Source organism: Janthinobacterium sp. PAMC25594 (genome assembly GCF_019443505.1).
Lineage (GTDB): Bacteria > Pseudomonadota > Gammaproteobacteria > Burkholderiales > Burkholderiaceae_D > Janthinobacterium.
The window spans coordinates 4,314,978-4,341,970 of sequence record NZ_CP080377.1 but is presented as its reverse complement, the minus strand read 5'-3'; the positions used below and the strand labels follow the sequence as shown (position 1 = coordinate 4,341,970).

17 protein-coding genes, 2 tRNA genes and 3 rRNA genes are annotated in these 26,993 nt (G+C 58.5%); 5 read left to right on the top strand and 17 right to left on the bottom strand.

From position 1 onward, the window contains the following. Positions 1 to 128 precede the first annotated feature (128 nt). Positions 129 to 1,982: an ABC transporter ATP-binding protein/permease gene (locus KY494_RS19435; protein ID WP_219887900.1), complete on the bottom strand. Its 1,854-nt coding sequence runs from the start codon at positions 1,980 to 1,982 to the stop codon at positions 129 to 131. 136 nt (positions 1,983 to 2,118) lie between these two features. On the opposite strand from KY494_RS19435, the gene KY494_RS19430 reads away from it, so the two are divergent. Further along, complete coding sequence (locus KY494_RS19430) at positions 2,119 to 2,484, top strand: acyl-CoA thioesterase (RefSeq protein ID WP_257571963.1); 366 nt, start codon at positions 2,119 to 2,121, stop codon at positions 2,482 to 2,484. A gap of 21 nt (positions 2,485 to 2,505) precedes the next feature. Then, on the top strand, positions 2,506 to 4,095 hold the full coding sequence (locus KY494_RS19425) for an alkaline phosphatase (protein ID WP_219887899.1): 1,590 nt from the start codon (positions 2,506 to 2,508) through the stop codon (positions 4,093 to 4,095). A gap of 3 nt (positions 4,096 to 4,098) precedes the next feature. Here the strand turns inward: KY494_RS19425 and KY494_RS19420 are convergent, their stop codons facing one another. From KY494_RS19420 to KY494_RS19405, 4 genes are all read right to left on the bottom strand, one after another. Continuing rightward, positions 4,099 to 5,781, bottom strand: a complete 1,683-nt coding sequence (locus KY494_RS19420; RefSeq protein ID WP_219887898.1) for a long-chain-fatty-acid--CoA ligase — start codon at positions 5,779 to 5,781, stop codon at positions 4,099 to 4,101. Positions 5,782 to 5,835: 54 nt separating this feature from the next. Continuing rightward, on the bottom strand, positions 5,836 to 7,518 hold the full coding sequence (locus KY494_RS19415) for a long-chain fatty acid--CoA ligase (RefSeq protein ID WP_219132394.1): 1,683 nt from the start codon (positions 7,516 to 7,518) through the stop codon (positions 5,836 to 5,838). A gap of 276 nt (positions 7,519 to 7,794) precedes the next feature. After that, positions 7,795 to 8,844, bottom strand: a complete 1,050-nt coding sequence (locus KY494_RS19410; RefSeq protein WP_258194331.1) for an aminopeptidase — start codon at positions 8,842 to 8,844, stop codon at positions 7,795 to 7,797. Position 8,845: 1 nt separating this feature from the next. After that, positions 8,846 to 10,921: a molybdopterin-dependent oxidoreductase gene (locus tag KY494_RS19405; RefSeq protein ID WP_219887897.1), complete on the bottom strand. Its 2,076-nt coding sequence runs from the start codon at positions 10,919 to 10,921 to the stop codon at positions 8,846 to 8,848. Positions 10,922 to 11,127: 206 nt separating this feature from the next. On the opposite strand from KY494_RS19405, the gene KY494_RS19400 reads away from it, so the two are divergent. Beyond that, positions 11,128 to 12,321: a M20 aminoacylase family protein gene (locus KY494_RS19400; RefSeq protein WP_219887896.1), complete on the top strand. Its 1,194-nt coding sequence runs from the start codon at positions 11,128 to 11,130 to the stop codon at positions 12,319 to 12,321. A gap of 1 nt (position 12,322) precedes the next feature. Here the strand turns inward: KY494_RS19400 and KY494_RS19395 are convergent, their stop codons facing one another. Further along, entirely contained in the window at positions 12,323 to 13,171 is an 849-nt protein-coding gene (locus KY494_RS19395) for an NAD(P)-dependent oxidoreductase (RefSeq protein WP_258194953.1), read from the bottom strand. 143 nt (positions 13,172 to 13,314) lie between these two features. Between KY494_RS19395 and KY494_RS19390 the strand changes: the two genes are divergently transcribed. Further along, positions 13,315 to 13,887, top strand: a complete 573-nt coding sequence (locus tag KY494_RS19390) for an acyloxyacyl hydrolase (RefSeq protein ID WP_257571909.1) — start codon at positions 13,315 to 13,317, stop codon at positions 13,885 to 13,887. 131 nt (positions 13,888 to 14,018) lie between these two features. Here the strand turns inward: KY494_RS19390 and rrf are convergent. The 6 genes from rrf to KY494_RS19360 form a co-directional block, all read right to left on the bottom strand. Continuing rightward, positions 14,019 to 14,131: ribosomal RNA gene (rrf, locus tag KY494_RS19385) — 5S ribosomal RNA — on the bottom strand. A 137-nt stretch (positions 14,132 to 14,268) separates the two neighbouring features. Then, positions 14,269 to 17,158: ribosomal RNA gene (locus tag KY494_RS19380) — 23S ribosomal RNA — on the bottom strand. 240 nt (positions 17,159 to 17,398) lie between these two features. Continuing rightward, positions 17,399 to 17,474 (bottom strand) — tRNA-Ala (locus tag KY494_RS19375). Between the two features lie 25 nt (positions 17,475 to 17,499). Beyond that, positions 17,500 to 17,576, bottom strand: a tRNA-Ile gene (locus tag KY494_RS19370). Positions 17,577 to 17,655: 79 nt separating this feature from the next. After that, a 16S ribosomal RNA gene (locus KY494_RS19365) occupies positions 17,656 to 19,186 on the bottom strand. Together the 16S, 23S and 5S rRNA genes with 2 tRNA genes alongside form the textbook arrangement of a ribosomal RNA operon. Positions 19,187 to 19,594: 408 nt before the next feature. Beyond that, on the bottom strand, positions 19,595 to 20,674 hold the full coding sequence (locus KY494_RS19360) for a tartrate dehydrogenase (protein ID WP_219887895.1): 1,080 nt from the start codon (positions 20,672 to 20,674) through the stop codon (positions 19,595 to 19,597). 268 nt (positions 20,675 to 20,942) lie between these two features. Between KY494_RS19360 and KY494_RS19355 the strand changes: the two genes are divergently transcribed. Beyond that, positions 20,943 to 21,119, top strand: coding sequence for a hypothetical protein (locus KY494_RS19355; protein ID WP_219887894.1), 177 nt, complete (start codon positions 20,943 to 20,945; stop codon positions 21,117 to 21,119). Positions 21,120 to 21,131: 12 nt separating this feature from the next. On the opposite strand, the gene KY494_RS19350 is transcribed toward KY494_RS19355, so the two are convergent. From KY494_RS19350 to KY494_RS19330, 5 genes are all read right to left on the bottom strand, one after another. Continuing rightward, the gene (locus KY494_RS19350) at positions 21,132 to 22,622 is read right to left on the bottom strand and encodes a DUF3482 domain-containing protein (RefSeq protein WP_219887893.1); all 1,491 of its coding nucleotides are present in this window, start codon (positions 22,620 to 22,622) and stop codon (positions 21,132 to 21,134) included. Next, a complete protein-coding gene (locus KY494_RS19345) occupies positions 22,619 to 24,097 on the bottom strand; it encodes a DUF2868 domain-containing protein (RefSeq protein WP_219887892.1) in 1,479 nt (492 codons plus the stop codon). The genes KY494_RS19350 and KY494_RS19345 overlap by 4 nt, the downstream gene beginning before the upstream one ends. A 62-nt stretch (positions 24,098 to 24,159) precedes the next feature. Then, positions 24,160 to 24,849: an acid phosphatase gene (locus KY494_RS19340; protein WP_219887891.1), complete on the bottom strand. Its 690-nt coding sequence runs from the start codon at positions 24,847 to 24,849 to the stop codon at positions 24,160 to 24,162. Between the two features lie 219 nt (positions 24,850 to 25,068). Then, positions 25,069 to 26,295 (bottom strand): HAMP domain-containing sensor histidine kinase, encoded by a 1,227-nt coding sequence (locus KY494_RS19335; protein WP_219887890.1) that lies wholly within the window; start codon positions 26,293 to 26,295, stop codon positions 25,069 to 25,071. Beyond that, complete coding sequence (locus tag KY494_RS19330; protein ID WP_219137189.1) at positions 26,282 to 26,971, bottom strand: response regulator transcription factor; 690 nt, start codon at positions 26,969 to 26,971, stop codon at positions 26,282 to 26,284. Before KY494_RS19330 ends, KY494_RS19335 begins: the two co-directional genes overlap by 14 nt. Positions 26,972 to 26,993: the final 22 nt, after the last annotated feature.

Below are 26,993 nucleotides of genomic sequence, written 5' to 3'. Positions count from 1 at the left end.
AGCATTAATTTTATTTCATTTTCAGCGCCGAACCAGCCGTTTTCTGCGATTGCCGTCAAATAGGCGCTATACGCGCGCCGGAATCAGCGCGGCTGTAGCATTTTTCCTACTGATTGTCCGCCGCCGATTTATTTTGCCCGCGCCAGCCCCGCCAGCGCATCGTCCTCTTGCGCCTCATCGTCCCGATTCGCCTGCTGGCGTTGCCACATCTGCGCATACAAGCCGTCAAGCGCCAGCAATTGCGGATGCGTGCCCCGCTCGACGATGCGGCCATGGTCAAGCACCAGGATTTGCTGGGCGTCGGCCACCGTCGACAGGCGGTGCGCAATGACCAGGGTGGTGCGGTTTTTGGCGATTTCCTTCAGTTGCGACTGGATCGCCTGCTCGGCCTTGGAGTCGAGCGCCGATGTCGCTTCATCGAAAATCAGGATGGCCGGGTCCTTCAGCAAGGTGCGGGCAATCGCCACGCGCTGCTTTTCGCCGCCCGACAGTTTCAAGCCCCGCTCGCCCACCATGGAATTGTAGCCATCTGGCAAGCTTTCAATAAAATCATGGATCGATGCCGCTTTCGCGGCCGCCACGATGGCGTCCTTGCTGGCGCCCGGCTTGCCATAGGCGATGTTGTATTCGATGGTGTCGTTGAACAGCACCGTGTCCTGCGGCACGATGCCGATGGCCGCGCGCAGGGAATCCTGCGTGATATTGCGCAAGTCCTGGCCATCGATGGTGATGCCGCCGCCATCGACTTCGTAGAAGCGGAACAGCAAACGCGACAGGGTCGACTTGCCCGAGCCGCTGTGGCCCACCACGGCCGTCGTGGTGCCGGCGGGAATCTGGAAATCCACGTCGAACAGGATTTGCCGCTTGGCTTCATAGCTGAAATTCACATGCGCAAAGCGCACGGCCGCGCCCCGCGTGACGAGCGGCTTGGCGTCCGGCGTGTCGGCGATTTCGCGGTTTTCGTTCAGCAGGGAAAACAGGCGCTCCATGTCGGCCAGGCTTTGCTTGATTTCGCGGTAAATGACGCCCAGGAAATTGAGCGGAATATACAGCTGGATCATGAAGGCGTTCACCAGCACCAGGTCGCCCAGGGTCATGCTGCCGTTGATCACGCCCACCGTGGCGCGCCACAGGATCAGGGTGACGGCCGTGGCGATGATCAGCGACTGGCCCGTATTGAGCAGGGACAAGGAAGTCTGCGATTTGACGGCCGCCGATTCATAGCGCTGCAAGCCTTCGTCGTAGCGCTTCGCCTCATAATCCTCGTTGCCGAAATATTTCACGGTTTCATAGTTGATCAGCGAATCGATGGCCTTGGTATTCGCCTTCGAGTCGAGGTCATTCATGGTGCGGCGGAAATGCGTGCGCCAGTTCGTCACCAAGACGGTAAACGCGATGTAGGACACCAGCGCCACCGTCGTGATCACGCTGAACCAGATGTCGTAATGCAAAACCAGATAGCCGAGCACGAGGGTGATTTCCACCAAGGTCGGCAGGATATTGAACAAGGTATAGGAAATGAGCGAGCCGACACTGCGCGTGCCCCGTTCGATATCGCGCGTCATGCCGCCCGTCTGGCGGTTCAAATGAAAACGCAACGACAAGGCATGCAGGTGGCGGAACACTTGCAGCGCGATGGTGCGCACGGCCCGCTGCGTGACGCGCGCGAACAGGAATTCGCGCAGCTCGGTAAACAGGGTGGTCGACAGGCGCAGCAAGCCGTAGGCCACCAGCAAGCCGACCGGCAGCACCAGCAGCGCTTGCGGATGCGCCGCCGTGATCGTCATGGCGTCGACGAGTTTTTTCAGGATCAGGGGCACGCCCACGTTGGCCAGCTTGGCGCCCACCAGGCATAGCAGCGCCAGCAATACTCTCCATTTGTAGACCCATAGATACGGCAGCAAGGTCTTGATGGTGGCGAAATCGCTGTGGCTGGCGGAGGCTGGCGAGCGGGGCGGAGGGGGAGTCTGGGAACGGCGCATGGCGAAGGTCGGCTTTTTATGGTTCAATCGGGGCAATTGTAGCCTTTCATGAGAATAAAAGATGAGCACCTCCCCCGACCGTCCTGATAACTGCCTCGCCTCCGGCCTGCCCGCCGGAAAAATGCCGGAATTGCGCATGATGCCCGCGCCGTCCGACGCCAATGTGTACGGCGACGTGTTCGGCGGCTGGATCATGGCGCAAGTCGATATCGCCGGCTCCCTGCCGGCCACGCGGCGCGCCAACGGCCGTGTCGCCACCATCGCCGTCAATTCCTTCATCTTCAAAAATCCCGTCTTCGTCGGCGATCTGCTGTCCTTCTACGCCGAAATCGTCAAGGTGGGCAATACTTCGATCACCGTCAATGTCGAGGTGTATGCCGAGCGCAACCGCCTGCAGGCGTGCATCGTGAAAGTCACGGAAGCGACCCTGATCTACGTGGCGACGGACTCCGACCGCAAGCCGCGCAAGGTACCGCCGATCGAGACCTTATTGTCGTCTTGACTGTCGCAATAATTCCACACCATGGATAGCCAGCGCCGCATCTTTCTGCAGAGCGCTGCGCGCATCACGGCGCTGGCCGCCGCCGGCAGTGTGCTGTCCGGCTCCAGCGCGAGCGCCGCCACGCGCCTGAACGGCACCGGCTATCCGTTTGCGCTCGGCGTCGCTTCCGGCTCGCCCTTGCCGGACGCCGTCGTGCTGTGGACGCGCATTTGCTACGACCCGCTGCAGGCAGCCGCCACGCCCGCCATCGCCCTGAACGTGCGCTGGGAAGTGGCCGAAGACGAGGCTTTCCGGCGCATCACCGCCAAAGGGCAAGCCACGGCCATGCCAACCCTCGCGCACAGCGTGCATGTGGATGTGGGCGGCCTGGCGCCAGGACGCTGGTACTGGTACCGTTTTATCTTTGGCGACGCCGTCAGCCCCGTGGGCCGCACGCGCACGGCGCCCGAGCCCGGCTCCATGCCTGCCTCGCTGAAACTGGCAGTCGCCTCGTGCCAGCACTGGGAATTCGGCGCGTATGCGGCGCACCGGCACATCGCGGCGGCGGCGCCGGACCTGGTGGCCTTTCTCGGCGATTACATTTATGAATGGGGGCCATACCAGCTGCAACACCCGAGCCGGGCCATGCGCACGCACGAAAGCTTTACCCTGGACGACTACCGCGCCCGCTATGCGCAATACAAGAGCGACCAGGACTTGCAGGGCGCGCACCTGGCCGCGCCATGGATCGTCACCTGGGATGACCATGAAGTGGCCAACGATTACGGCAACGACCGCGACGAATTGCTCACGCCCACCTTTTTGCAGCGCCGCGCGGCCGCCTACCAGGCGTTTTATGAACACATGCCGCTACGCCTGCTGCCGCTGGGGCGACGCGGCTTTGTCGACATGCGCATCTACCAGCGCTATGACTGGGGCCGCCTGGCGCGCTTCCACGTGCTGGATGACCGGCAATACCGCGCATACCACGCCTGCGCCAAGCCGGGCCGCGGCGGCTCCAATTCCGTCACCACGCGCCACTGTCCCGACTTGCGCAAACCCGGCCGCACCATGCTGGGCGAGGAGCAGCAGCGCTGGCTGCAAACCGGTCTCGATGATTCTCCCGCGCGCTGGAACATTTTGGCCCAGCAAACCCTGATGGCGCAAGCTAGCCAGGTGCCCATCGTGCGGCCCGGCGACGAGCGCATCTGGACCGATGGCTGGGACGGTTATCCGATGGCGCGCCAGCACCTGCTCGACGCGCTGCGCAGCAGCCAGGCCAGCAACCCGCTGGTGCTGTCGGGCGACGTGCATACCTTTTATGCGACGGAACTGAGCCGCAACGCCATGCGCCCCACCGGCAAGGATAATCCCGTGCTGGCGACCGAGTTTTGCGGTACCTCCATCACGTCCAGCTCGCGCCCGCAGGCGCGCACCGAGCAGTATGTGGCGATGAACCCGCACATCCGCTACGGACGCAGCGACAAGCGCGGCTATATGTTGATGGAAATCACGCCAGAGAAAACGACGACCCTGTTCCAGGGCCTGGAGAATGTGCGCGATAGTGCATCCGGCATCACGACACTGGCCCGCTTTACCGTCCAGGACGGCAAGGCGGGCTTGCAGAGTTAAAGCCTAGGCAACCTTCTTTTCGTCGCGCAATTGACGGCGCAAGATCTTGCCGACGTTGGTTTTCGGCAATTCATCGCGGAACTCGATATATTTCGGTTTCTTGTAGGCCGTCAATTCATGCTTGCAATGCTCGCGGATCTGTTCCACCGTCAGGTTCGGATCCTTGCGCACGACAAACACTTTCACGGCTTCGCCCGCGTTGGCGTCCGGCACGCCGATGCACGCGCATTCGAGCACGCCCGGGCACGATGACACAACGTCTTCCACTTCATTCGGATACACGTTGAAGCCGGAGACGATAATCATGTCTTTCTTGCGGTCCACGATTTTTACATAGCCGCGCTCGTCCATGACGCCCACGTCGCCCGTCTTGAAGTAGCCGTCCGCCGTCATCGACTTGGCCGTCTCGTCCGGACGCTGCCAGTAGCCGGCCATCACTTGCGGGCCGCGCACGGCGATTTCGCCCGGTTCGCCCAGCGGCACTTCCACGCCGTCGTCGTTCAGGATCGCCACTTCCGTCGACGGGAAAGGCAAGCCGATGGTGCCGGTGAATTCCGTGATATCGACACGGTTGCCCGTCACCACGGGCGATGTTTCCGACATGCCATAGCCTTCGATCAGAGGGCAGCCCGTCAGTTTCAGCCAGCGTTCGGCTACGTTGCGCTGCAGGGCTATGCCGCCGCCATTGCACACCTTGTAGCAGGAGAAATCGAGCTTGGCAAAGTCGGCATTGTTCAGCAGCGCGTTATATAAAGTGTTGACGGCCGGGAAAACGACGATCTTGTGCTTGGACAATTCCTTGACGAAACCGGGAATGTCGCGCGGATTCGGAATCAGCACGCACATGCCGCCCAGGCGCATGCCCATCAGGGCGCTGACCGTCAGCGAATAGATGTGATACAGGGGCAAGGCGCACATGAAGCCCATCGAGGTGGCGCGCATTTCAGGCGTCATCACGGGCGACATCCACGCCTCGTTCTGCAGCACGTTGGCGATCACGTTACGGTGCAACAGCATCGCGCCCTTCGACACGCCCGTCGTGCCTCCCGTGTATTGCAGGAAGACGATATCGTCATGCCCCTGCTGCACGGGCTGCAAGGTCAGGCGCGCACCTTCGGCCAGCATCTTGTTGAAACTGATGGCGCCCGGCAAGGAAAACGCGGGCACCATTTTCTTGATCTTGCGCACGACGAAATTGACGATCGTGCCTTTTAAACCGCCCAGCAAATCGCCCATGGTGGCAACGATCACGTGCTTGACCTGGGTATGCGGCAACACCTGCTCCACCGTGGTGGCGAAGTTTTCCAGCACGATGATCGCTTCGCTGCCCGAGTCGATCAGCTGGTGCTGCAATTCACGCGGCGTGTACAGCGGGTTGACGTTCACCACCGTGTAGCCGGCGCGCAAAATCGCCGCCATGGCCACCGGATACTGCAGCACGTTCGGCAGCATGATCGCCACGCGCGCGCCCGTCTTCAGGCCCTTGCTTTGCAGCCAGGCGCCCATCTGCTGCGACAGCTGATCGAGCTCGCGGTAGGTGAGGAATTTATCCATGCACACGAAAGCATTGCGGTCCGCATATTTCTGGAACGACTCTTCCAACAAATGCGTCACGGAACGGTATTGCGTGCAATCAATCTCTGCGGGAACGCCGTCCGGGTACGACTTCAACCAAATCTTGTCCATCTCGCCTCATCTTTATCTGTAAAAGGGATGCGCCTCCTGGCGCATCCACATTGTTTATGCTGCTATCTTTTTTTCGTCACGCAGGGCGCGACGCAAAATCTTGCCGACGTTGGTCTTCGGCAGTTCATCGCGGAACTCGATGTATTTCGGCCGCTTGTAGCCCGTGAATTGTTCCTTGCAATACGCGGCCAGCACTGCCTGCGTCAGGTTCGGGTCCTTGCGCACGACAAACACTTTCACGGCTTCACCCGAATGCTCATCGGGCACGCCCACACAGGCGCACTCGAGCACGCCCGGATGGGCTGCGATAACGGCTTCGACTTCGTTCGGATACACGTTGAAGCCGGAGACGAGAATCATGTCTTTCTTGCGGTCGACGATCTTCACGTAGCCGCGTTCATCCATGATGCCCACGTCGCCCGATTTGAAGTAGCCATCCGGCGTCATGACCTTGGCCGTTTCATCGGGACGGTTCCAGTAGCCGCTCATCACTTGCGGACCACGGATGGCGATCTCGCCCGTCTGGCCCAGCGGCACTTCCTTGCCGTCATCGTCGAGAATCGCAATCTCGGTCGACGGAATCGGCAAGCCGATGGTGCCGGAAAACACCGTGCTGTCGGCGCGGTTGCAGGTGGCGACGGGCGACGTTTCCGACAAGCCATAGCCTTCGATGATGGACACGCCCGTCGCTTGCAGCCATTTGTCATTGACGGCTTGCTGCACCGCCATGCCGCCGCCATTGGCGATCTTCAAGCCCGAGAAATCGAGCCTGGCGAAATCGGGGTGGTTCACCAGCGCGTTATACAGCGTATTGACCGCCGGCAACAGGTTGAACTTGTACTTGCCCAGTTCCTTGATCAGGCCCGGGATATCGCGCGGATTGGGGATCAGGATATTCAGGGCGCCCACGCGCGTGCCCCACATGGCGCACGCCGTCAGGGCAAAGATATGGTACAGCGGCAAGGCGCAGACGATGATCAGCTGCTCGCGGCTGTTCGGATCGAGCGCCGCGCCCGACCACGCTTCGCTCTGCAGCACATTGGCGATCACATTGCGGTGGCTCAAGGTCGCACCTTTTGACACGCCCGTCGTGCCACCCGTGTATTGCAAGAAAGCAGCGTCGTGGATGCTCAGCTCGACGGGCGTGAGTTTCATGCGGCTGCCCAACGCCAGCGCCTGCTTGAAACGCATGGCGTTCGGCAAGGAATACGCGGGCACCATCTTCTTGACGTTGCGCACGACAAAATTGACGAGCATGCCCTTCAAACCACCGAGCATCTCGCCCATGCTGGCGACGACGATGTGCTTGATGGCCGTCTTGCTCAACACTTGTTCGAGTGTATGGGCGAAGTTTTCCAGCACGATGATCGCTTCGCTGCCCGAATCGTTGAGCTGGTGCTCGAGTTCGCGCGGCGTGTACAGCGGGTTGACGTTGACCACCGTGTAACCGGCGCGCAGCACGGCGGCAATGGCCACCGGATACTGCAGCACGTTCGGCATCATCAGGGCGACTCTGGCCCCCTTTTTCAAGCCACGGCTTTGCAGCCAGCCACCCAGCTGGCGCGAATAGGTGTCGAGTTCGGCATAGGTGAGAAATTTGTCCATGCAGACATAGGCATTGCGGTCCGCATATTTTTGAAACGCTTCTTCCAGCAAATGCACCAGCGAACGATATTGATCAGGATCGATGTCGGCGGGAACGCCGGGAGGATACGACTTCAGCCAAATTTTTTCCATCCTGTGCCTCTTGTCTCGAATAATCGTGGGGGAGCCGGCGCAGCCTGCCGGCGCGGATCATCGCTGCGGATTCTGTCGTCCTGCAGTCAGTTTGAGCATTCTGACGAGCAATTGCTCTATGCTACTAATGCGATGCTATCGGGCGCCGCGCTTCCATGCAAGCGCTTTCAACAGTATTCGAGCAGCAACTCTAGGGCCTTTTTATGCTGCATTGCAGCATGATAAATACACTGTTACCGAATCGCTTGCCTCGCCGTACGGGACAATCTTTACGGGTCAGGGGCTGGACAATTGTTCCAGCGCATGCCTGCGCTCAGGCTTCTTGATCTGGGCCATTGTGTGCACTGCAGCATAAAAAGCACGAAAGTTCTTTTTTTCTTCCAGCAATTTTTTGAAGGCAGGCAAAAATTCATTGTAGGTCGACACGGAAGCGAGGTGCGCATTGCTCAATGGCTGCTCGAACCAGCGGTCGTAACCGGCAAAACCACCCCAGTTTTGCTTGAGCACCTGATACGCGGCTTGCAATGCCGCAAATACCTGCGCCTTGCGCGCGCGCTTGTCCGCCTCGCTGGCGTCGCTCGCATACACGGCCTCCAGCTTCCCCCGGTATGTCAGCAGCAAGGCCAGGAAGTCCTGGCGCCGCCTCGCATACTGGGCGTATGACGCGCGCATGGCGTCATTGCCCTCGCGCGCCAGCCAGCGCTGCACGCCCGCCTCTTCCACAGCACCGGCAAACGATTCGTTGAAGGCCGAATCGCCGGGCACGTAGACCACCTGGTGCGCCAGTTCATGGAAGATCAGGCGCGCCAGTTCCGCATCGTTGTAATTGATAAAGGTCGACAGCAAGGGATCGTCGAACCAGCCCAAGGTGGAATACGCGGGCACGCCGCCCACCTGCACGTCGTAATGCTGCGCGCGCAACTCGTCGGCATACGCGAGCGCCTCTTCCTTGCTGTAATAGCCACGATAGCTGACACAGCCGGCGACGGGAAAACACCATTGCAGCGGCTGCAGCGACAGTTCCGGCGTGGCCACCACGTTCCACAACACGAACGGGCGCCGCAGGGCCGCGTAGTTCTTGTAGCTGCCATTGTCGGGCAAGTCCAGCTCGCTGACGGCAAAGCGGCGGATCTGCTGCGCCCTGGCCAGGCGTACTTTCAGGCGCGGTTCGGTGGCCGGGTCATCGAGCCAGTCGCCGATGGGCCGCGCGCCGGACCACAAGGCATATTGCCCCTGCGCCGCCTGCGTGTAGTAGCGCAGCTGCGTGCAGCCGCCCAGCGACAGGCACAGCATGCCGACAAGCAAGCGGGCTGGCCAGCGCAGCATGTCAGGCAACCTTTTCCACTTCGACCAGCGTATCGTAGAAGGTCGGCGCGCGGCCCATGTCCGTCAGGCGCTGGCTCGTCACTTCATTGGCGTTCTTGCCATCGCTGGCGAGTTTCTTCCACCACACGGACAAGCCCACCACCAGGCCTTTTCTCGCCTTGTCCGTCACCCTGGCCTTGGCCACAAAGCTGCCACGGTCATTGAAGATGCGCACCATGTCGCCGGCCGCGATGCCGCGCGCGGCGCCATCCTCGGGATGGATATCGAGGTGCGGCTCGCCCTCTGCCGCGCGCAGGCTTTTCACGTTGACAAAGGTGGAATTGAGGAAATTGCGCGCCGGCGGCGAAATCATGGCCAGCGGGTAGCGCGCCGCCAGCGCGGGATTGCTGGCCGGTGATTCGTGCGGTGCGATATACGTCGGCAAGGGATCGAGTCCCGCCTGCGCCATGGCTTCCGAATACAACTCGCACTTGCCCGATGGCGTGGGGAAACCGCCCTCGGCAAAGGGTGCCTCGGGCATGGCCAGCTTTTGCCAGCCCTTGCGTTTCAGCGATTCCCAGTCGAAATGCACGGCGCGCGCATCCGTCGCATCGAAGGCCTTGGCCGCCAGCGCATCGTCGCTTTCCTGGAAGCACGGATCATCAAAGCCCATGTATTGGGCCAGCAGGCGGAAGATTTCCGTATTCGCCTTCGCTTCGCCCAGCGGCGCCACGGCCGCATTGTTCGCCATCATGTACAAATGGCCGTAGGTGGAGTGCGCATCGACGTGCTCCAGCTGCGTGGTGGCGGGCAGCACGATGTCGGCGTAGTCGACGGTGTCCGTCTGGAAATGTTCGAGCACGACCGTAAACAAGTCTTCGCGGGCAAAGCCCTGCGCCACTTTCGAGGAATCGGGCGCCACCGCCAGCGGGTTCGAGTTGTAGACGATGACGGCTTCCACTTGCGGGCCGAACTCGGGCGAGTTGGTTTTCAGCAAATCGTCGCCGATGGTGCTCATGTTGATGGTGCGCGGCGTGCCTTTGAGCAAATCAGGGCGCTGCAGGGCCTTGCGGTTGACGGGAAAGGAACCCGAGCTCGACAGCTGCATGCCGCCCGCTGGATGGCGCCAGGCGCCCGTCAGGGCCGGTAGGCAGGCGATATTGCGCACCGCCATGCCGCCGCCATGCACGCGCTGCACGCCGTAGTTGGTACGGATGGCGGCGCCCTCGCCAGAACGGCACGCCCGGCCGTACAGGCGCGCCAAGTCCACCACTTCCGTGGCCGTGATGCCGCACACCTCGGCCACACGCTCGGGTGGCCACTCCAGGGCCCGCTGTTTGAGTTCCGCATAGCCCACGGTGTAGCGGTCGATATAGTCCTGGTCAACCAGGTTTTCCGTGATCAAGACATGCATCAAGCCCAGCGCGAGGGCTGCATCGGTACCCGGCAGCAAGGCGATATGCTGGTGGCATTTTTCGGCCGTCAGCGAGCGATACGGGTCGATGGCGATCAGGGTGGCGCCATTGCGCTTGGCTTCCTGGGCGCGCATCCAGAAGTGCAGGTTCGAGGCGATCGGGTTGCCACCCCAGATGATGATCAATTTCGCATTCTGGAACTGTTCCAGGTCCGTGCCGATGCTGGCACCCACCGTGTAGCGGTAGCCCGTGGCGCCGGCCGAGGCGCAGATGGTGCGGTCCAGCAGGGAGGCACCGAGCTGGTTGAAAAAGCGCGACGACATCGACTCGCCCTGCACCAGGCCCATGGTGCCGCAGTAGCTGTACGGCAAGATCGCCTGCGGATCGCGCGCGGCGATCGGTTTCAAGCGCGCCGCGATGGTCTGCAATGCTTCTTCCCAGCTGATGCGCTCGAACTTTCCCTCCCCCTTCTTGCCCACGCGGCGCAGCGGATGCAGCAGCCGGTCCGCATGGTAGGTGCGTTCCGTGAAGCGCGACACCTTGGTGCACAGCACGCCAGCCGTGGTCGGGTGGTCTGGATCGCCCTTGACGGCTGTTGCCACCCCATCGGTCACCGTGACCAAGAGGGCGCAGGTATCGGGGCAGTCGAGCGGGCAGGCGGCGCGCACTTGGGTGGTGGTCATGGTGCAATCCAAAAACGTTGGGGGAAGGCGATACTGTAAACCATTCCGCCCGCTTGCTGTTGGCGCCATGGCAAGCTGGTCCGTGCGCTGGATTTACCCTGCAAACAAGGGCTACAATGCACTATTAGCCGCGCCTGTTTTTGATCAAACAGCCGCGGTCCGGCACGCCATACATTGCCGCGTGCCAGCATCCACAGGAGAGTTCCATGAAACTAGTTGATCCGATCTTGGCGTTTCAATCCGAGCTGCAAGGTATCCGCCGCGACCTGCATGCGCACCCCGAGCTGTGCTACGAAGAACAGCGCACCTCGGACGTGGTCGCCGCCAAACTGACGCAATGGGGCATTCCCGTGGTACGCGGCCTGGGCCGCACTGGCGTGGTCGGCATCATTCAGCATGGCACCTCGACACGCGCCATCGGCTTGCGCGCCGACATGGATGCCTTGCCGATGCAGGAAATGAATACCTTCGAGCATGCTTCGCGCCACCCGGGCAAGATGCACGCCTGCGGCCACGACGGCCACACGGCCATGTTGCTCGGTGCCGCCCATTACCTGGCGCAACACCGCCATTTCGACGGCACCGTCTACCTGATCTTCCAGCCGGCCGAAGAGGGCGGCGCCGGCGCGCGCGAAATGATAGCAGACGGCTTGTTTAGCAAGTTTCCCATGGATGCCATTTACGGCATGCACAACTGGCCCGGCGCGGAAACGGGCACCCTGAGCGTGGTGGAAGGGCCGATGATGGCGTCGAGCAATGAATTCCACGTCACCGTCAAGGGCAAGGGCGCGCACGCGGCCCAGCCCCACAAAGGCATCGATCCCGTGATGGTGGCCGTGCAAATCGCGCAAAGCTGGCAAACCGTCATCACGCGCAACAAGAGTCCGCTCGACACGGCCGTGCTGTCGATTACGCAAATCCATGCCGGCAGCGCCACCAACGTGATTCCCGACGATGCCAGCCTGGTCGGCACCGTGCGCACCTTCACCACGCCCGTGCTGGACCTGATCGAAGAACGCATGCGCGACATCGCCGTGCACACGGCCGCCGCCTTTGGCGCCGAAGTCGAGTTCCACTTCAAGCGCAACTATCCGCCGCTGGTCAACCACGCGAAAGAAACGGCGTTTGCCATCGAGGTGATGAAAAGCGTGGTGGGGGCCGACAAGGTCAACGCGAATGTCGAACCGACCATGGGCGCGGAAGATTTTGCCTTTTTCTTGCAAGAAAAAGCCGGCTGCTACATCTTCATCGGCAATAGCGATGGCGAGCACCGCGATGGCGGTCACGGCCTGGGCCCGTGCGTCTTGCACAATGGCAGCTACGACTTCAACGACCATCTGCTGCCGATCGGCGCCAGTTTTTGGGTCAAGCTGGCCGAAGCGAGTCTGCCCGTCGCCTGAATCAGCTCAATTTGTTCGGAGCAGCGCCCAGGCGCTGGCCCGGATTCAACGCTTCCAGGGCCAGCAATGCTGCCGCATGGTCGGCCGTCGGGTACGTTTCGGCAATGGTTTCATAGCGCTGCGTCACCAGTTGCGTCACCGGCAAGGTAACGTGGGCAGCCTCGGCCGCCGCGAGGATATTGTGCATATCCTTGATCTGGCTCTTCACCTGGCCACCGGCAACAAAATTGCGCTCCAGCATGCGCTGGCCATGTACCTCCAAAATCTTGCTCTCAGCAAAACCGCCGCGGATGGCCGCGCGCACGGCAGCCGCATCCGCGCCAGCCGCCTGGGCCAGCAACAGCGCTTCGGCCACGATGGTCAAGGTGGCGCCGACGATCAGCTGATTGCACAGCTTGGCGACCTGGCCGCTGCCAGCCGGGCCTACCAGGGTCGGGCGACCCATTGCCGATAAAATCGCTTCAACCTGAGCATAATCGCCCACGCTGGCGCCGGCCATGATGGCCAGGGTACCCGCCTGCGCCCCGCCGACGCCGCCCGACACGGGCGCATCGATGAAGGCATGGCCTGCCGCGTGCAAAATGGCATGAAATTGCAGGGCTTCCGATTGCTTGGTGGAGCTCATGTCGATCCACAGCGCCCCTGCGGACAAGGCCGGCAGCGCCTCTTGCAGCACCTGTGCCACGATGGGACCGGCTTCCAGCATCGAGATGACGACGTCCGCGCCATTGACCGCCTCAGCTATGGAAACGGCCGGCTGCGCCCCTGCCGCACGCAGAACTTGGGCCTTGCTGTGCGTGCGATTCCAAATTGTGACAGAATATCCAGCGCGCAGCAGGCACCGGACCATCGGATCCCCCATCAGACCGATACCGAGAAATGCGATTTTTGTAGACAATATCAATTCAACCTCTGAAATCAAACAGGTGGCGGGAGTAGTGTGCAAAACTAGGTGCCTGCGCAAACAAGACAAGCCTATCGGCCAATTTTACGATGAAAGCCCCTATGTTCTTCAAGAAGAATCTCCTCAAATCCATCACCGCCGTTGCCGCCTTGGCCGCGATGCAATCGGTACTCGCTGCGGACGGCAAACTGATTGATTCCGCCTACGCCGAATACGCAAATGGCACCAGCACGCAAATGATACGTGTGGGTGCCACTTCGGACTGGGATAAAGCCTGGTTCAAATCCAACGGCACGCAATTGAGCGGTTACTGGGATGCCAGCTTTGGCGCATGGCGTGGCGATCGCTACCGCAATGTTCCCGGCGCAACTCAAAGTCTGGTTGATGTCGGTTTCACGCCGGTGTTCCGCTTTGAAAATATCAGCAAGAAAGGTTTGTATGCCGAAGGCGGCATTGGCGTGCACATGCTGTCGAAGCTGTATGACAATGACGACTACCGCCTGTCGACCCACTTCCAGTTCGGCGACCACGTCGGCATCGGCTATGTCTTCGACAATAACTGGGAAGTCGCTGCCAAGATCCAGCATTTCTCGAATGGTGGCTACAAAAAGCCGAATACAGGCGTCAACTTCCTGAACCTGAAAGTGGCGTACCATTTCTGATGGAGTGGCGCAGATGAAAAGGCAGCGCGTAGCGCTGCTTTTTTTACGCCTGTTTGCTTGGCAAGAGAAACCGCCAGACGAAAAAAAACCCGACCATTGCTGATCGGGTTTTTCTCTACTGCGAATAACAAGCCTGACGATAACCTACTTTCACACTGGTTGCAGCACTATCATCGGCGCAAAGTTGTTTCACGGTCCTGTTCGGGATGGGAAGGGGTGGGACCAACTTGCTATGGTCATCAGGCATAACTTGTACCGGCATTTGTCCTCAGTGGAGCGACAAAGCCTGAATCTGGAAGAAGCAAAGATTGGGTAATGAATAGTAGTATCAACAAACGCACAACGTTGTACCGTCTTATCCTCTGTACCTGCTAAGGTTATAGGGACAAGCCGTACGGGCAATTAGTACTGGTTAGCTTAATGCATTACTGCACTTCCACACCCAGCCTATCAACGTCCTGGTCTCGAACGACCCTTCAAAGAGCTCAAGGCTCTGGGAAATCTCATCTCAAGGCAAGTTTCCCGCTTAGATGCTTTCAGCGGTTATCTCTTCCGTATTTAGCTACCCGGCAATGCCACTGGCGTGACAACCGGTACACCAGAGATACGTCCACTCCGGTCCTCTCGTACTAGGAGCAGCCCCCTTCAAATTTCCAACGCCCACGGCAGATAGGGACCAAACTGTCTCACGACGTTTTAAACCCAGCTCACGTACCACTTTAAATGGCGAACAGCCATACCCTTGGGACCGGCTACAGCCCCAGGATGTGATGAGCCGACATCGAGGTGCCAAACTCCCCCGTCGATATGAACTCTTGGGAGGAATCAGCCTGTTATCCCCAGAGTACCTTTTATCCGTTGAGCGATGGCCCTTCCATACAGAACCACCGGATCACTATGTCCTACTTTCGTACCTGCTCGACTTGTCAGTCTCGCAGTTAAGCACGCTTATGCCATTGCACTATCAACACGATGTCCGACCGTATCTAGCGTACCTTCGAACTCCTCCGTTACACTTTAGGAGGAGACCGCCCCAGTCAAACTGCCTACCATGCACTGTCCCCGATCCGGATAACGGACCAAGGTTAGAACCTCAAACAAACCAGGGTGGTATTTCAAGGTTGGCTCCACGAGAACTAGCGTCCCCGCTTCAAAGCCTCCCACCTATCCTACACAGATTGGTTCAAAGTCCAATGCAAAGCTACAGTAAAGGTTCATGGGGTCTTTCCGTCTAGCCGCGGGTAGATTGCATCATCACAAACATTTCAACTTCGCTGAGTCTCGGGAGGAGACAGTGTGGCCATCGTTACGCCATTCGTGCAGGTCGGAACTTACCCGACAAGGAATTTCGCTACCTTAGGACCGTTATAGTTACGGCCGCCGTTTACTGGGACTTCAATCAAGAGCTTGCACCCCATCATTTAATCTTCCAGCACCGGGCAGGCGTCACACCCTATACGTCCACTTTCGTGTTTGCAGAGTGCTGTGTTTTTATTAAACAGTCGCAGCCACCAGTTTATTGCAACCCTTTCACCCTCATGGAGTAAACCAATCAAGCTACCGGGGCGTACCTTTTCCCGAAGTTACGGTACCAATTTGCCGAGTTCCTTCTCCCGAGTTCTCTCAAGCGCCTTAGAATACTCATCTCGCCCACCTGTGTCGGTTTGCGGTACGGTCTCGTATGACTGAAGCTTAGAGGCTTTTCTTGGAACCACTTCCGATTGCTTCATGAATAAATTCACTCGTCCCATCCCCTTGAATTCCGCGCCCGGATTTGCCTAAGCGCCTTCTATGAGACAGAAACCAACTATTCCAACAGTTGGACAACCTTCCGCGATCCGTCCCCCCATCGCATCATACGACGGTGCAGGAATATTAACCTGCTTCCCATCAGCTACGCATCTCTGCCTCGCCTTAGGGGCCGACTCACCCTGCTCCGATGAACGTTGAACAGGAAACCTTGGGCTTACGGCGTGGAGGCTTTTCACCCCCATTATCGCTACTCATGTCAGCATTCGCACTTCTGATACCTCCAGCATCCTTTACAAGACACCTTCGCAGGCTTACAGAACGCTCTCCTACCATATCTATCTGTGATAAATCACAGAACAATATCCGCAGCTTCGGTGACTGGCTTAGCCCCGTTACATCTTCCGCGCAGGACGACTCGATCAGTGAGCTATTACGCTTTCTTTAAATGATGGCTGCTTCTAAGCCAACATCCTGACTGTTTTAGCCTTCCCACTTCGTTTTCCACTTAGCCAATCTTTGGGACCTTAGCTGGCGGTCTGGGTTGTTTCCCTCTTGACGCCGGACGTTAGCACCCGACGTCTGTCTCCCAAGCTCGCACTCATCGGTATTCGGAGTTTGCAATGGTTTGGTAAGTCGCAATGACCCCCTAGCCATAACAGTGCTCTACCCCCGATGGTGATACTTGAGGCACTACCTAAATAGTTTTCGGAGAGAACCAGCTATTTCCAAGTTTGTTTAGCCTTTCACCCCTACCCACAGCTCATCCCCTAATTTTTCAACATTAGTGGGTTCGGACCTCCAGGGCGTGTTACCGCACCTTCATCCTGGCCATGAGTAGATCACTTGGTTTCGGGTCTACACCCAGCGACTGATCGCCCTATTCGGACTCGATTTCTCTACGGCTTCCCTATGCGGTTAACCTTGCCACTGAATGTAAGTCGCTGACCCATTATACAAAAGGTACGCAGTCACGGAACAAGTCCGCTCCTACTGTTTGTATGCACACGGTTTCAGGATCTATTTCACTCCCCTTCCGGGGTTCTTTTCGCCTTTCCCTCACGGTACTGGTTCACTATCGGTCGATTACGAGTATTTAGCCTTGGAGGATGGTCCCCCCATATTCAGACAGGATGTCACGTGTCCCGCCCTACTTGTCGTACGCTTAGTATCACCGGTCCAATTTCACATACGGGGCTATCACCCACTATGGCTCCCATTTCCAGGGGATTCTGTTATCGGTCCGACTATCACGTACAGGCTCTTCCCATTTCGCTCGCCGCTACTTTGGGAATCTCGGTTGATTTCTTTTCCTGCAGCTACTTAGATGTTTCAGTTCGCCGCGTTCGCCTTGCATACCTATGTATTCAGTATGCAATACCCTAAAAGGGTGGGTTGCCCCATTCGGAAATCTGCGGATCAAAGTGTGTTTGCTCACTCCCCGCAGCTTATCGCAAGCTACTACGTCCTTCATCGCCTGTAATCGCCAAGGCATCCACCATGTGCACTTATTCGCTTGTCCCTATAACGTTAGCCTCTGATTACCTAAATAATCAAAGAGCGCTACAAGGATAAGAAAGTACAACGTTGTTGCTTGTTTGTTGATACATACAATCATTACCCATCGATTTGCTTTTTACGGCAAACCGATCAATAAATAATCTTTACTTCTTCCAGATTGTTAAAGAACATACAGCACTTGATCTCGAAAAGACCAAACCTAAATCCCGGCGCCATGTGCGCTGATTTACGTTTGAACTTTTGGTGGAGGATGACGGGATCGAACCGACGACCCCCTGCTTGCAAAGCAGGTGCTCTCCCAGCTGAGCTAATCCCCCTAGGGTATTTCCAGACTACAGAAACTGGTAGGGCTGGTTGGACTCGAACCAACGACCCCCGCGTTATCAACACGGTGCTCTAACCAGCTGAGCTACAGCCCCAAATGCTGTTCTTTATATTAACAGCCGATAAGTGTGAACATTTGATGCGTGAATCATTACTGATTCGTGCAAACTCTAGAAAGGAGGTGATCCAGCCGCACCTTCCGATACGGCTACCTTGTTACGACTTCACCCCAGTCACGAATCCTACCGTGGTAAGCGCCCTCCTTACGGTTAAGCTACCTACTTCTGGTAAAACCCGCTCCCATGGTGTGACGGGCGGTGTGTACAAGACCCGGGAACGTATTCACCGCGACATGCTGATCCGCGATTACTAGCGATTCCAACTTCATGCAGTCGAGTTGCAGACTACAATCCGGACTACGATACACTTTCTGCGATTAGCTCCCCCTCGCGGGTTGGCGGCGCTCTGTATGTACCATTGTATGACGTGTGAAGCCCTACCCATAAGGGCCATGAGGACTTGACGTCATCCCCACCTTCCTCCGGTTTGTCACCGGCAGTCTCATTAGAGTGCCCTTTCGTAGCAACTAATGACAAGGGTTGCGCTCGTTGCGGGACTTAACCCAACATCTCACGACACGAGCTGACGACAGCCATGCAGCACCTGTGTACTGGTTCTCTTTCGAGCACTCCCTGATCTCTCAAGGATTCCAGCCATGTCAAGGGTAGGTAAGGTTTTTCGCGTTGCATCGAATTAATCCACATCATCCACCGCTTGTGCGGGTCCCCGTCAATTCCTTTGAGTTTTAATCTTGCGACCGTACTCCCCAGGCGGTCTACTTCACGCGTTAGCTGCGTTACCAAGTCAATTAAGACCCGACAACTAGTAGACATCGTTTAGGGCGTGGACTACCAGGGTATCTAATCCTGTTTGCTCCCCACGCTTTCGTGCATGAGCGTCAATCTTGACCCAGGGGGCTGCCTTCGCCATCGGTGTTCCTCCACATATCTACGCATTTCACTGCTACACGTGGAATTCTACCCCCCTCTGCCAGATTCTAGCCTTGCAGTCTCCAATGCAATTCCCAGGTTGAGCCCGGGGATTTCACATCAGACTTACAAAACCGCCTGCGCACGCTTTACGCCCAGTAATTCCGATTAACGCTTGCACCCTACGTATTACCGCGGCTGCTGGCACGTAGTTAGCCGGTGCTTATTCTTCAGGTACCGTCATTAGCAAGAGATATTAGCTCTCACCGTTTCTTCCCTGACAAAAGAGCTTTACAACCCGAAGGCCTTCTTCACTCACGCGGCATTGCTGGATCAGGCTTTCGCCCATTGTCCAAAATTCCCCACTGCTGCCTCCCGTAGGAGTCTGGACCGTGTCTCAGTTCCAGTGTGGCTGGTCGTCCTCTCAGACCAGCTACTGATCGATGCCTTGGTAGGCTTTTACCCTACCAACTAGCTAATCAGATATCGGCCGCTCCACGAGCATGAGGTCTTGCGATCCCCCACTTTCATCCTTAGATCGTATGCGGTATTAGCGTAACTTTCGCTACGTTATCCCCCACTCTAGGGTACGTTCCGATATATTACTCACCCGTTCGCCACTCGCCACCAGAGCAAGCTCCGTGCTGCCGTTCGACTTGCATGTGTAAGGCATGCCGCCAGCGTTCAATCTGAGCCAGGATCAAACTCTTCAGTTTAATCTCTGTTACTTTGCCATTTTATTGGCACCGTCTTGCGACGGGTCGCTCACTCAAAAAACTGACAGGCTACTTCCGAAGAAGTATCCTATTTCATTATTTCTTGTGAACATTTGATATTTTAAGTTAGACGCCAATCCGAAGATTGACGCTGCACTTACATCAAATGCCCACACTTATCGACTGTTAATTGTTAAAGAACGGTATTCGGTACTGCTTTCGCGCTATCGACAAAGCGTTGTGTTTGTCAGCTGCGAAGAAGAAAGAGTATGAAGCATTTCACTACATCCGTCAACTCCTTCTTTTACTACTCATCGCCGTTTCCGGTGATCTTCAAGTGCCGCATTTGACTGCGTCTCATTGATTGGGGAGGCGAACTATAGCAAAGCCGTCCACGGGCGGCAAGCTTTATTTCAGCAATTCGGCAACCGCCATGCCCACCTCGGTCGTACTGGCGCCCCCGCCCATGTCAGGCGTGCGCGGACCATGCTCGAGCACCTGCTCGATGGCGCGCAAAATCGCGTCATGTGCGGCCGTGTACCGGGCGTCGCCATTACCGAGAAAGTCCAGCATCATGGCGCCCGACCAGATCATGCCTATCGGGTTGGCGATATTCTGGCCATCGATATCGGGGGCGGAACCGTGCACTGGCTCAAATACTGACGGGAAAGTGCGCTCCGGATTGATATTCGCCGATGGCGCGATGGCAATCGTTCCCGTGCAGGCGGGACCCAGATCGGACAGGATGTCGCCAAACAGGTTCGACGCCACCACTACGTCGAAGCGCTCAGGGTTCAATACAAAGCGCGCCGCCAGGATGTCGATGTGGTATTTGTCCCAGTGCACATCGGGGAACGCTGGCGCCATCGCTTCGACCCGCTCATCCCAGAATGGCATGCTGATCGCAATGCCATTCGATTTGGTCGCCGAGGTCAGGTGTTTTTTAGGCCGGCTTTGCGCCAGCTCAAACGCATACTTGAGGATACGGTCGACGCCCTTGCGCGTAAAGACCGACTCCTGCAGCACCGTTTCGCGCTCCGTCCCCTCGAACATGCGCCCGCCCACGGACGAATATTCCCCTTCCGTATTTTCACGCACCACATAAAAGTCGATATCACCCGGCTTCTTGTTCGCCAGCGGACACGGCACGCCCGGCATCAGCCGCACAGGACGCAGGTTGACGTATTCGTCGAACTCGCGCCGAAATTTGAGTAACGACCCCCACAGCGAGATATGGTCAGGCACCTTGTCCGGCCAACCCACGGCGCCAAAATAGATGGCGTCGAAATCCTTGAGCTGGGCAAACCAGTCCGAGGGCATCATCTGGCCATGCTCCAGGTAATAGTCGCAATTCGCCCACTCCATGGTCGTGAACTGCAAGTCGATATTGAAGCGGCGCGCGGCGGCCTCGACAACACGCAGCCCTTCCGGCATGACTTCATTGCCTATGCCGTCGCCGGCGATGACTGCGATTCTGTGTGCGGGCATGAGCGTCTCCTGTCGATAGATGGATGCCTTGATGATACTGGCACAGCATCAGAATACAATCAGGGAATCCACAATCCCAGTATCCACATTTCGTGCTCAATTGATGAAAAATACGCCGCTGCTGGAAGACTTGCGCCTGTTTTTCAGGTCGCCCATAAATCCAGTTTCACCGCCACGGCGCTGGAACTGGGCATGCCCAAGGCGATCGTGAGCAAGCGCATCGGCATGCTGGAAGCGGCAATGGGCGCTGGATGGCCACGGTATCATCTTGCGCTCGGCATGGGCTGTGGAAAGCAGCCTGGCGCAAGGCAAGCTGCTGCGCATTTTGCCCGCGTATCAACAGGCGGCCGATGCGTGGGCGGTGACCACCTCGCGGCTGTCGAACTCGGCCAAGGTCGGGGACTGCGTGCAATTTCTGCAGCAGTGGCTGCAGGCCCATGCCTGACAGGCTGATGCACTACACCAGGCGCGCCACATCCGGATACAGACGCGCCAGGGTATCGGAAGTAATGGACGACATGACGGGCAGGACGCGCTCGGCGGCTTGCTCAGGCGACTTTTCCCGGCGCACATCTTTCCACAACTCAAGTAAAGCAGCGTCATGGCGGGCGACCGCTTGCTCGACCTCATCTTGCCAGAAGGCCGGCGCCTCGCTTTCCACAAAGTTGCCTCGGCCGCGGCCAAAGTGCGCCACCGCCAAGTAACGCAGCACACCCGCTACCACCAGGGTACGCAGGAAGGCATCCGTAAATTGCATGGTGGGCTCGTTACGGTCCGTGCCGGAATTAAAACCCCAGGCTGCGCCCGCGAACGTCAGTGCTCCGACCACGCCGCCAAGCAAGGCGCCCGTGCCCAGGGTCAGGCCGCCGGAAATCAGGTCGGCCGACAAGCCCGTCGCCGCACCGGAAATCATGGCGCCCAATAACCCCGCCTGCGCCTTGTCGATCGGCGCGCGCACGGCGAAATTTTCCCGTATCCGGCTATTGATCTTATGCGCATCGGTAGGATCGAGTTTGTGCAAGATCAACAGTTCACGCGTCGTTTCGCCGCTGTGCGTATTGAGCCGCGCTACCAGATTGGCCATGGCCTTTTCCTGGCGTTGCTGCTCTGCATTCTTGCCGATACCCACGACCTGCAAGGCCGATTTCAGCAAGCCCTTGGAGACGGGTTCGATGGCTTCGCGATCCTGCCCAGCCATGGCCAGCTGCGTGGCCAGCAAATGCATGGCCTGCTGGAAACGTGCCGTATTCTGCGTTTGCCAGGCAGCAAACAGACGCGCATAGCCGGCTTGCTGCGACTGTGGCAACAACTTGCCCACGGCTTCGTAAAACACGCGTTCATGCACCCAGCAGCGAGCAAAGGCATCGAGCGCCAGTACGTCGCGCACGATGGGATATTGCTGTAAATGCTCACGCCAGCGCGCCTGCTCGCCGTGTTCCTCATTGCCCGGACGCGGCGGCCCCATCTGATTGAGCAAGACCACCACCGGTTTGCCCAGCCATTCGAGAATTTTCATTTCCGCCGGCAAGTAACCCGCATCCCTGGGGTTTTCCGAAGAATTCACCAGGTATAGCACCACGTCGGCCGTGTCCTTGGCCGTGCGCAGCGCTTGCTGGCTGAGCCAGAACGGGCGGTCGCGATAACGGTCCAGCACTTCGCGCAGGAACCAGCCGATGGGATTGCCCGACTGCCCGAGACGCTTGAGCAGGCGCACGGAGTCGCCAAAGCCGGGCGTGTCCCACAATTGCAAGGCATCGCCCTGCGGAGTCGCCAGCAAGGTGTGCGATTCCGCAAACACCGTCACGTGGGCGGCGTCGCGCACTTCGCCGACATCCACGCCCACCAGGGTGCGCGCCAACGTCGTCTTGCCATTATTCGTGTGCGAAATCAGCGCAAACTGAATCTGCACCGCATCATCCTGGACATCTTTATTCACATTCACACTCATGCTGCTGCCGATACTTTCAAGCCGACACCGGCGTCGAGCGGGTGCAAGGCGGGATTGAGCAAATTGACCAGGGTGGCCGTGGTTTGATGGAACTGGCAGAACTGTTGCCATAAGGCAACTCTCTCCACCAGACGCGCGCCGTTATCCGCCTGCTCGCCCGCGCGCTCCAGGTAGCTGGACTCATCGATCAGGACGGCGATGCCGCGTGTAGACGATTGCACCAGGTAATCGAGGAAGGCGCCGTGATTTTCCTTTTCCGGCGTCGCCGTCAGGTTGAACAGCACGGCCGTGATATTAACTTGCGGATCATTCAAGTCGGTGCCGCGCAAGACCTCCTGCGGCTCGTCGCCATACGACGTCGATGGACGCAGCATCATGCGCCCCTGCTCGCCAAACAACATGATGGACAGCTGGCCCAGGCCCTTGTGGCGCGCCTCATCGACAGTAAAGCTGTACGGCAAGACGCGCAGCATGCCACCCGTGGCCACACCGATGCTTTCATTGAGCTTGCGGAAATACGGTTGATCGAGATCCAGCGGAAAGTGCTTGGCCAGGCGCGCGGCGCGCCAATTGTTGACCAAGGCCAGGATCAGGCGGGGGACGACGACCAGCAGGAAAATCGTTGCCGCATACAAATGCACCCAGCGCGCGCCGCCTTCCACGGTCGTCGTTTGCGGGAAACGTAGCGCTTCGATTTCCGCCAGCGAAAAACCTTGTAAATGAAACAGGGCAATCGCCGGCGCAAACAGGGTCGACAGCAGACTGTGCACCTGGCCGGCATTCAGGAACGTACTCTCCCAGCCGGCCGCGTATTGCGACAGGAAACCGCGCGCATACAGCGAGGCGACGGCACCGATAGCAAACATGGCGGCGCTCAGGTGGATGGTACGGCTCAGGCGCGCGGCCGTCAGCTTCGCGCTCAGGTGCGCCCATTCCCCCATGAAACTGAGCAAGCCCGAGGACAGAGCGTGCGGCAGCTTGCGCGGCAAGGCCAGGCGGCCCACGCTCAGGTGACGCACCAGTCCGGCTTTTGGCCAGCCCAGGGAGTGCGAGGGGATGCATAGCCAGATCAGCAAGCCCAGGTAGACCAGCACATTCCAGGCGATGATTAGCAGCAAGGGCGCCGACAGCAGGTCGACGCGGTGCGGATCCGTGATGCGGTCGAGCCCGGCACCCAGCAGCAGGGCCAGCAATGGCAAGGTCAGCGCCAGGGTTTTCATGCCGTTGCGACGCTTCGCAAACGCAGCGAAGGCGGGGGTGCGCTCGGTGATACGCTTGAGGATCAGCTCGGAGCGCTGCTGCAGGAAATCGTCACCTGTCACTTCGGCCTGCTTGCCCGAGGCTTGCCACTGCGCAAGCTCACGCGCACTGCGGCTGGCATACATGCGGTCATCCTCACTGAGGACTTCTTTTTTCTGATCGGCCGTTTCGATAGCACGGACCAATACCACTTCTCTCGCAATCTGCTCGTTCATGGTGCTCCTGTTTTTGTATGAAACGACAACTAGACAGGCAGATTGTGACGTACTTTTGTGTTTCAGGCCAACGCGTCCTCGGCCCGGAACAAATGATGCAGCAGATAGATCAGGAAAACAGCGATCCAGGCAGACCACAAGGTGTGCGTGAAAAATTGCGTACCTTGCAACTGCTGCTGCCAGCCTGCCGCCAAACCGCACAGCAGCATGATGCCTGCCAGCAGAAGCGCCATGCGTGCCCGTGCTGGCAAGCAAAACAATGGCAAGGCCAGCATCCACCAGGCAGTGTTTGCCTGGGTCGCCGGCAGGCAAGCCAAGGCAGACGCACTGGCGGGCAATGTTTCCAGCATGCGCGCATACGGTTCCAGTCCCCCATAGCGCAGCAAATCCGTAGGACAGGGCACATCGCTGAAGGAAGAGAGCAAATAGATGCTTGGCGGCACCAAGACGGCCGACAGGGCCACGACGCGCAAGGCACTGCGGCGTGACGCAAGCCAGGCCAGCGGACGCAAGGCATCCCAGATGGCCAGACCGATCACGGCGGCGCCAAGCAAGGTCATGCCAAACAGAAAACTGCCCGCCAACGCGCTGTCAGCGCCGGCAAATTGCCCACGCTTCCCATCAAACATACTGTCGGCGATCATGAGGTCGAGGTTGCTGTAATTGCCGACCCAGAGGATCAGCATGGCTGACAGCATCAGGACGCTATCAATGCCTTTGGGAGTTTTGACGAGTTTAAGCTTGGCCAGCATGGGTGCACACATTACTTGATGAGATGAAAGGGAGAGGCCGCACAGGACTGCAGCCATGGAAGTCATCGTACAGTGTCAATATGAAGAGAACATGACGCTGCCCACCGTGCACGGCACGGACGAGGCAAAACGAGCTTCCGGCCTCACCTTACAAGTGCCGACATGAATTACGCGTCAACAGGGCGTTAAGTTTTCGTTAATTACACGCAAAAAGCCGGCTTAGATGAAATCAATCCGCAGCACGCTGCCGCCAGCGGGGCGGGCACTGAATCCCAGTTCCGCGCCCAGATACAGGCAGATGCGTTGAACCAGGCCCAACCCCAGACCTGTGCCGGATGAGCCGCTCAAATTGGCCGGTATGGGTTGATGCAGCAGGCGCGCGCGGGCCGCGTCGGGCAAGCCCGGCCCCGTATCCTCGACGATCAGCGCGCGTCCGGCCAGGCGCACGATCACTTCTCCTTGCAAGGTGTACTGGCAGGCATTGCGCACCAGGTTGCCAATGGCGGCGGCCAGCAATTCACGCGGGGCGTTGACCAGAAAGTCTTCGCCATCCGCAAACACAAGGGTAAGCGGTTTGCCTGCCGTATATGATTGACAGCGCAAGCACTCCTGGCGAGCCAGTTCCGCCACGGAGAGTGGCGCGCACTGCAGCAATTCCGGCGCGCGCGCCAGACGCAGCAGCACCGTCACGGAGTCGCTCGCTTCGTGCGCAGCCCGGTAGATACGTTCGGAGGCGGAGCGCACCAGCGGTGCATCGCCGCCTTGTTCCATCAGGATTTCCGCCGCCCCCGTGATCACGGTCAGCGGCGTGCGCAACTCATGACTGACATCGCCCGTAAAAAAACGTTCGCGGTCAAGAACTTCGGTCAACTCCGCCGTACGTTCGGCAAAAGCGCGTGCCAATATCCCCAATTCATCGGCACTGTCCTGCAGTGGCAACGCCGCCTGTCCGGCCTTGACGGCCTGCGTCAGCGACATGATCGGCGTGATCAAGCGATTCGCGATGAAGGCGCCCAGCAGCGAAGCGCAAATCAAAAAACCGATAAAAGCGAGGGCAAACATGCTGTACACCACCAGCTCGATCTTTTCATACTCGGTGGCATGATCGATGACGACGAATTCGCCATGCACATCGCTGCCGACCAGCACGTGCAAATCGACACCATCGACGGTTTTCTCGTGCATGCCGGGCGCCAGGCCACGCAAGGGAAAAGGCGTATCCTCGGCGTGATGAAAGCTCAGGCCGGCCGGCATCTCGACAGACAGGCCGGTTGCATGTCTCGGTGAAGCCCAGGCGGCCACTTCTTTCAGGCGCTCGTCGACCAGGCGCACTTCGATGCCCTCGACGGCGATGGCGGCAATAATGGCAAAAAAGATGCTCGCCACCACTGCAAACAGCAGGTAGGCAACGATGATGCGCCGCTTCAGCGATTTAAACGGGCGCATCGCTACTCAATAATTTATAGCCGATGCCGGGAATGGTGCGCAGCATGGGAAAGGCATACGGTTTGTCGAGCACTTGCCGCAGCGCATGGATGTGCGTGCGCAGGGCATCGCTGTCGGGCCGGTCGTCGCCCCAGACCGCATGCTCGAGCAGCTCGCGCGACACCAGCTTGGGCGCTTCGCTCATCAGGCATTTCAGGATGATGTAACCGGTCCTGGTCAAGGTCAGGGTCTGGCCCGCGCGTCGGACTTCGAATTTTTCCGTATCGAAACGCAGCTCACCCACGGCCAGCACGGCGGCGGCCGTCGTTTGCCCGCGCGCGCGGCGCAGCAGGGCTTTCAGGCGGATTTCCAGTTCCAGCAGCGAGAATGGCTTGACCAGGTAATCATCGGCGCCACTGTCAAAACCGGCGACCTTGTCTTGCAGCGTATCGCGCGCCGTCAGCATCAGTACTGGCGTGCTATTGCGCAATTCGCTGCGCAGTTTCTGACACAGTTCCAGTCCCGTCAGGCCGGGCAGCATGACATCGAGCACGATCACATCGTATTCATGCTGGGCCAGCAAGGCCAGGCCGGCATAGCCATTCATGGCCGAATCGAGCACATGCCCCTTCGGTTCCAGATAGGCGTAGAGATTGGCGAGAATGTCGGGGTTATCTTCAATGATCAGAATGCGCATACCGCCATTGTAGGTCGGATCA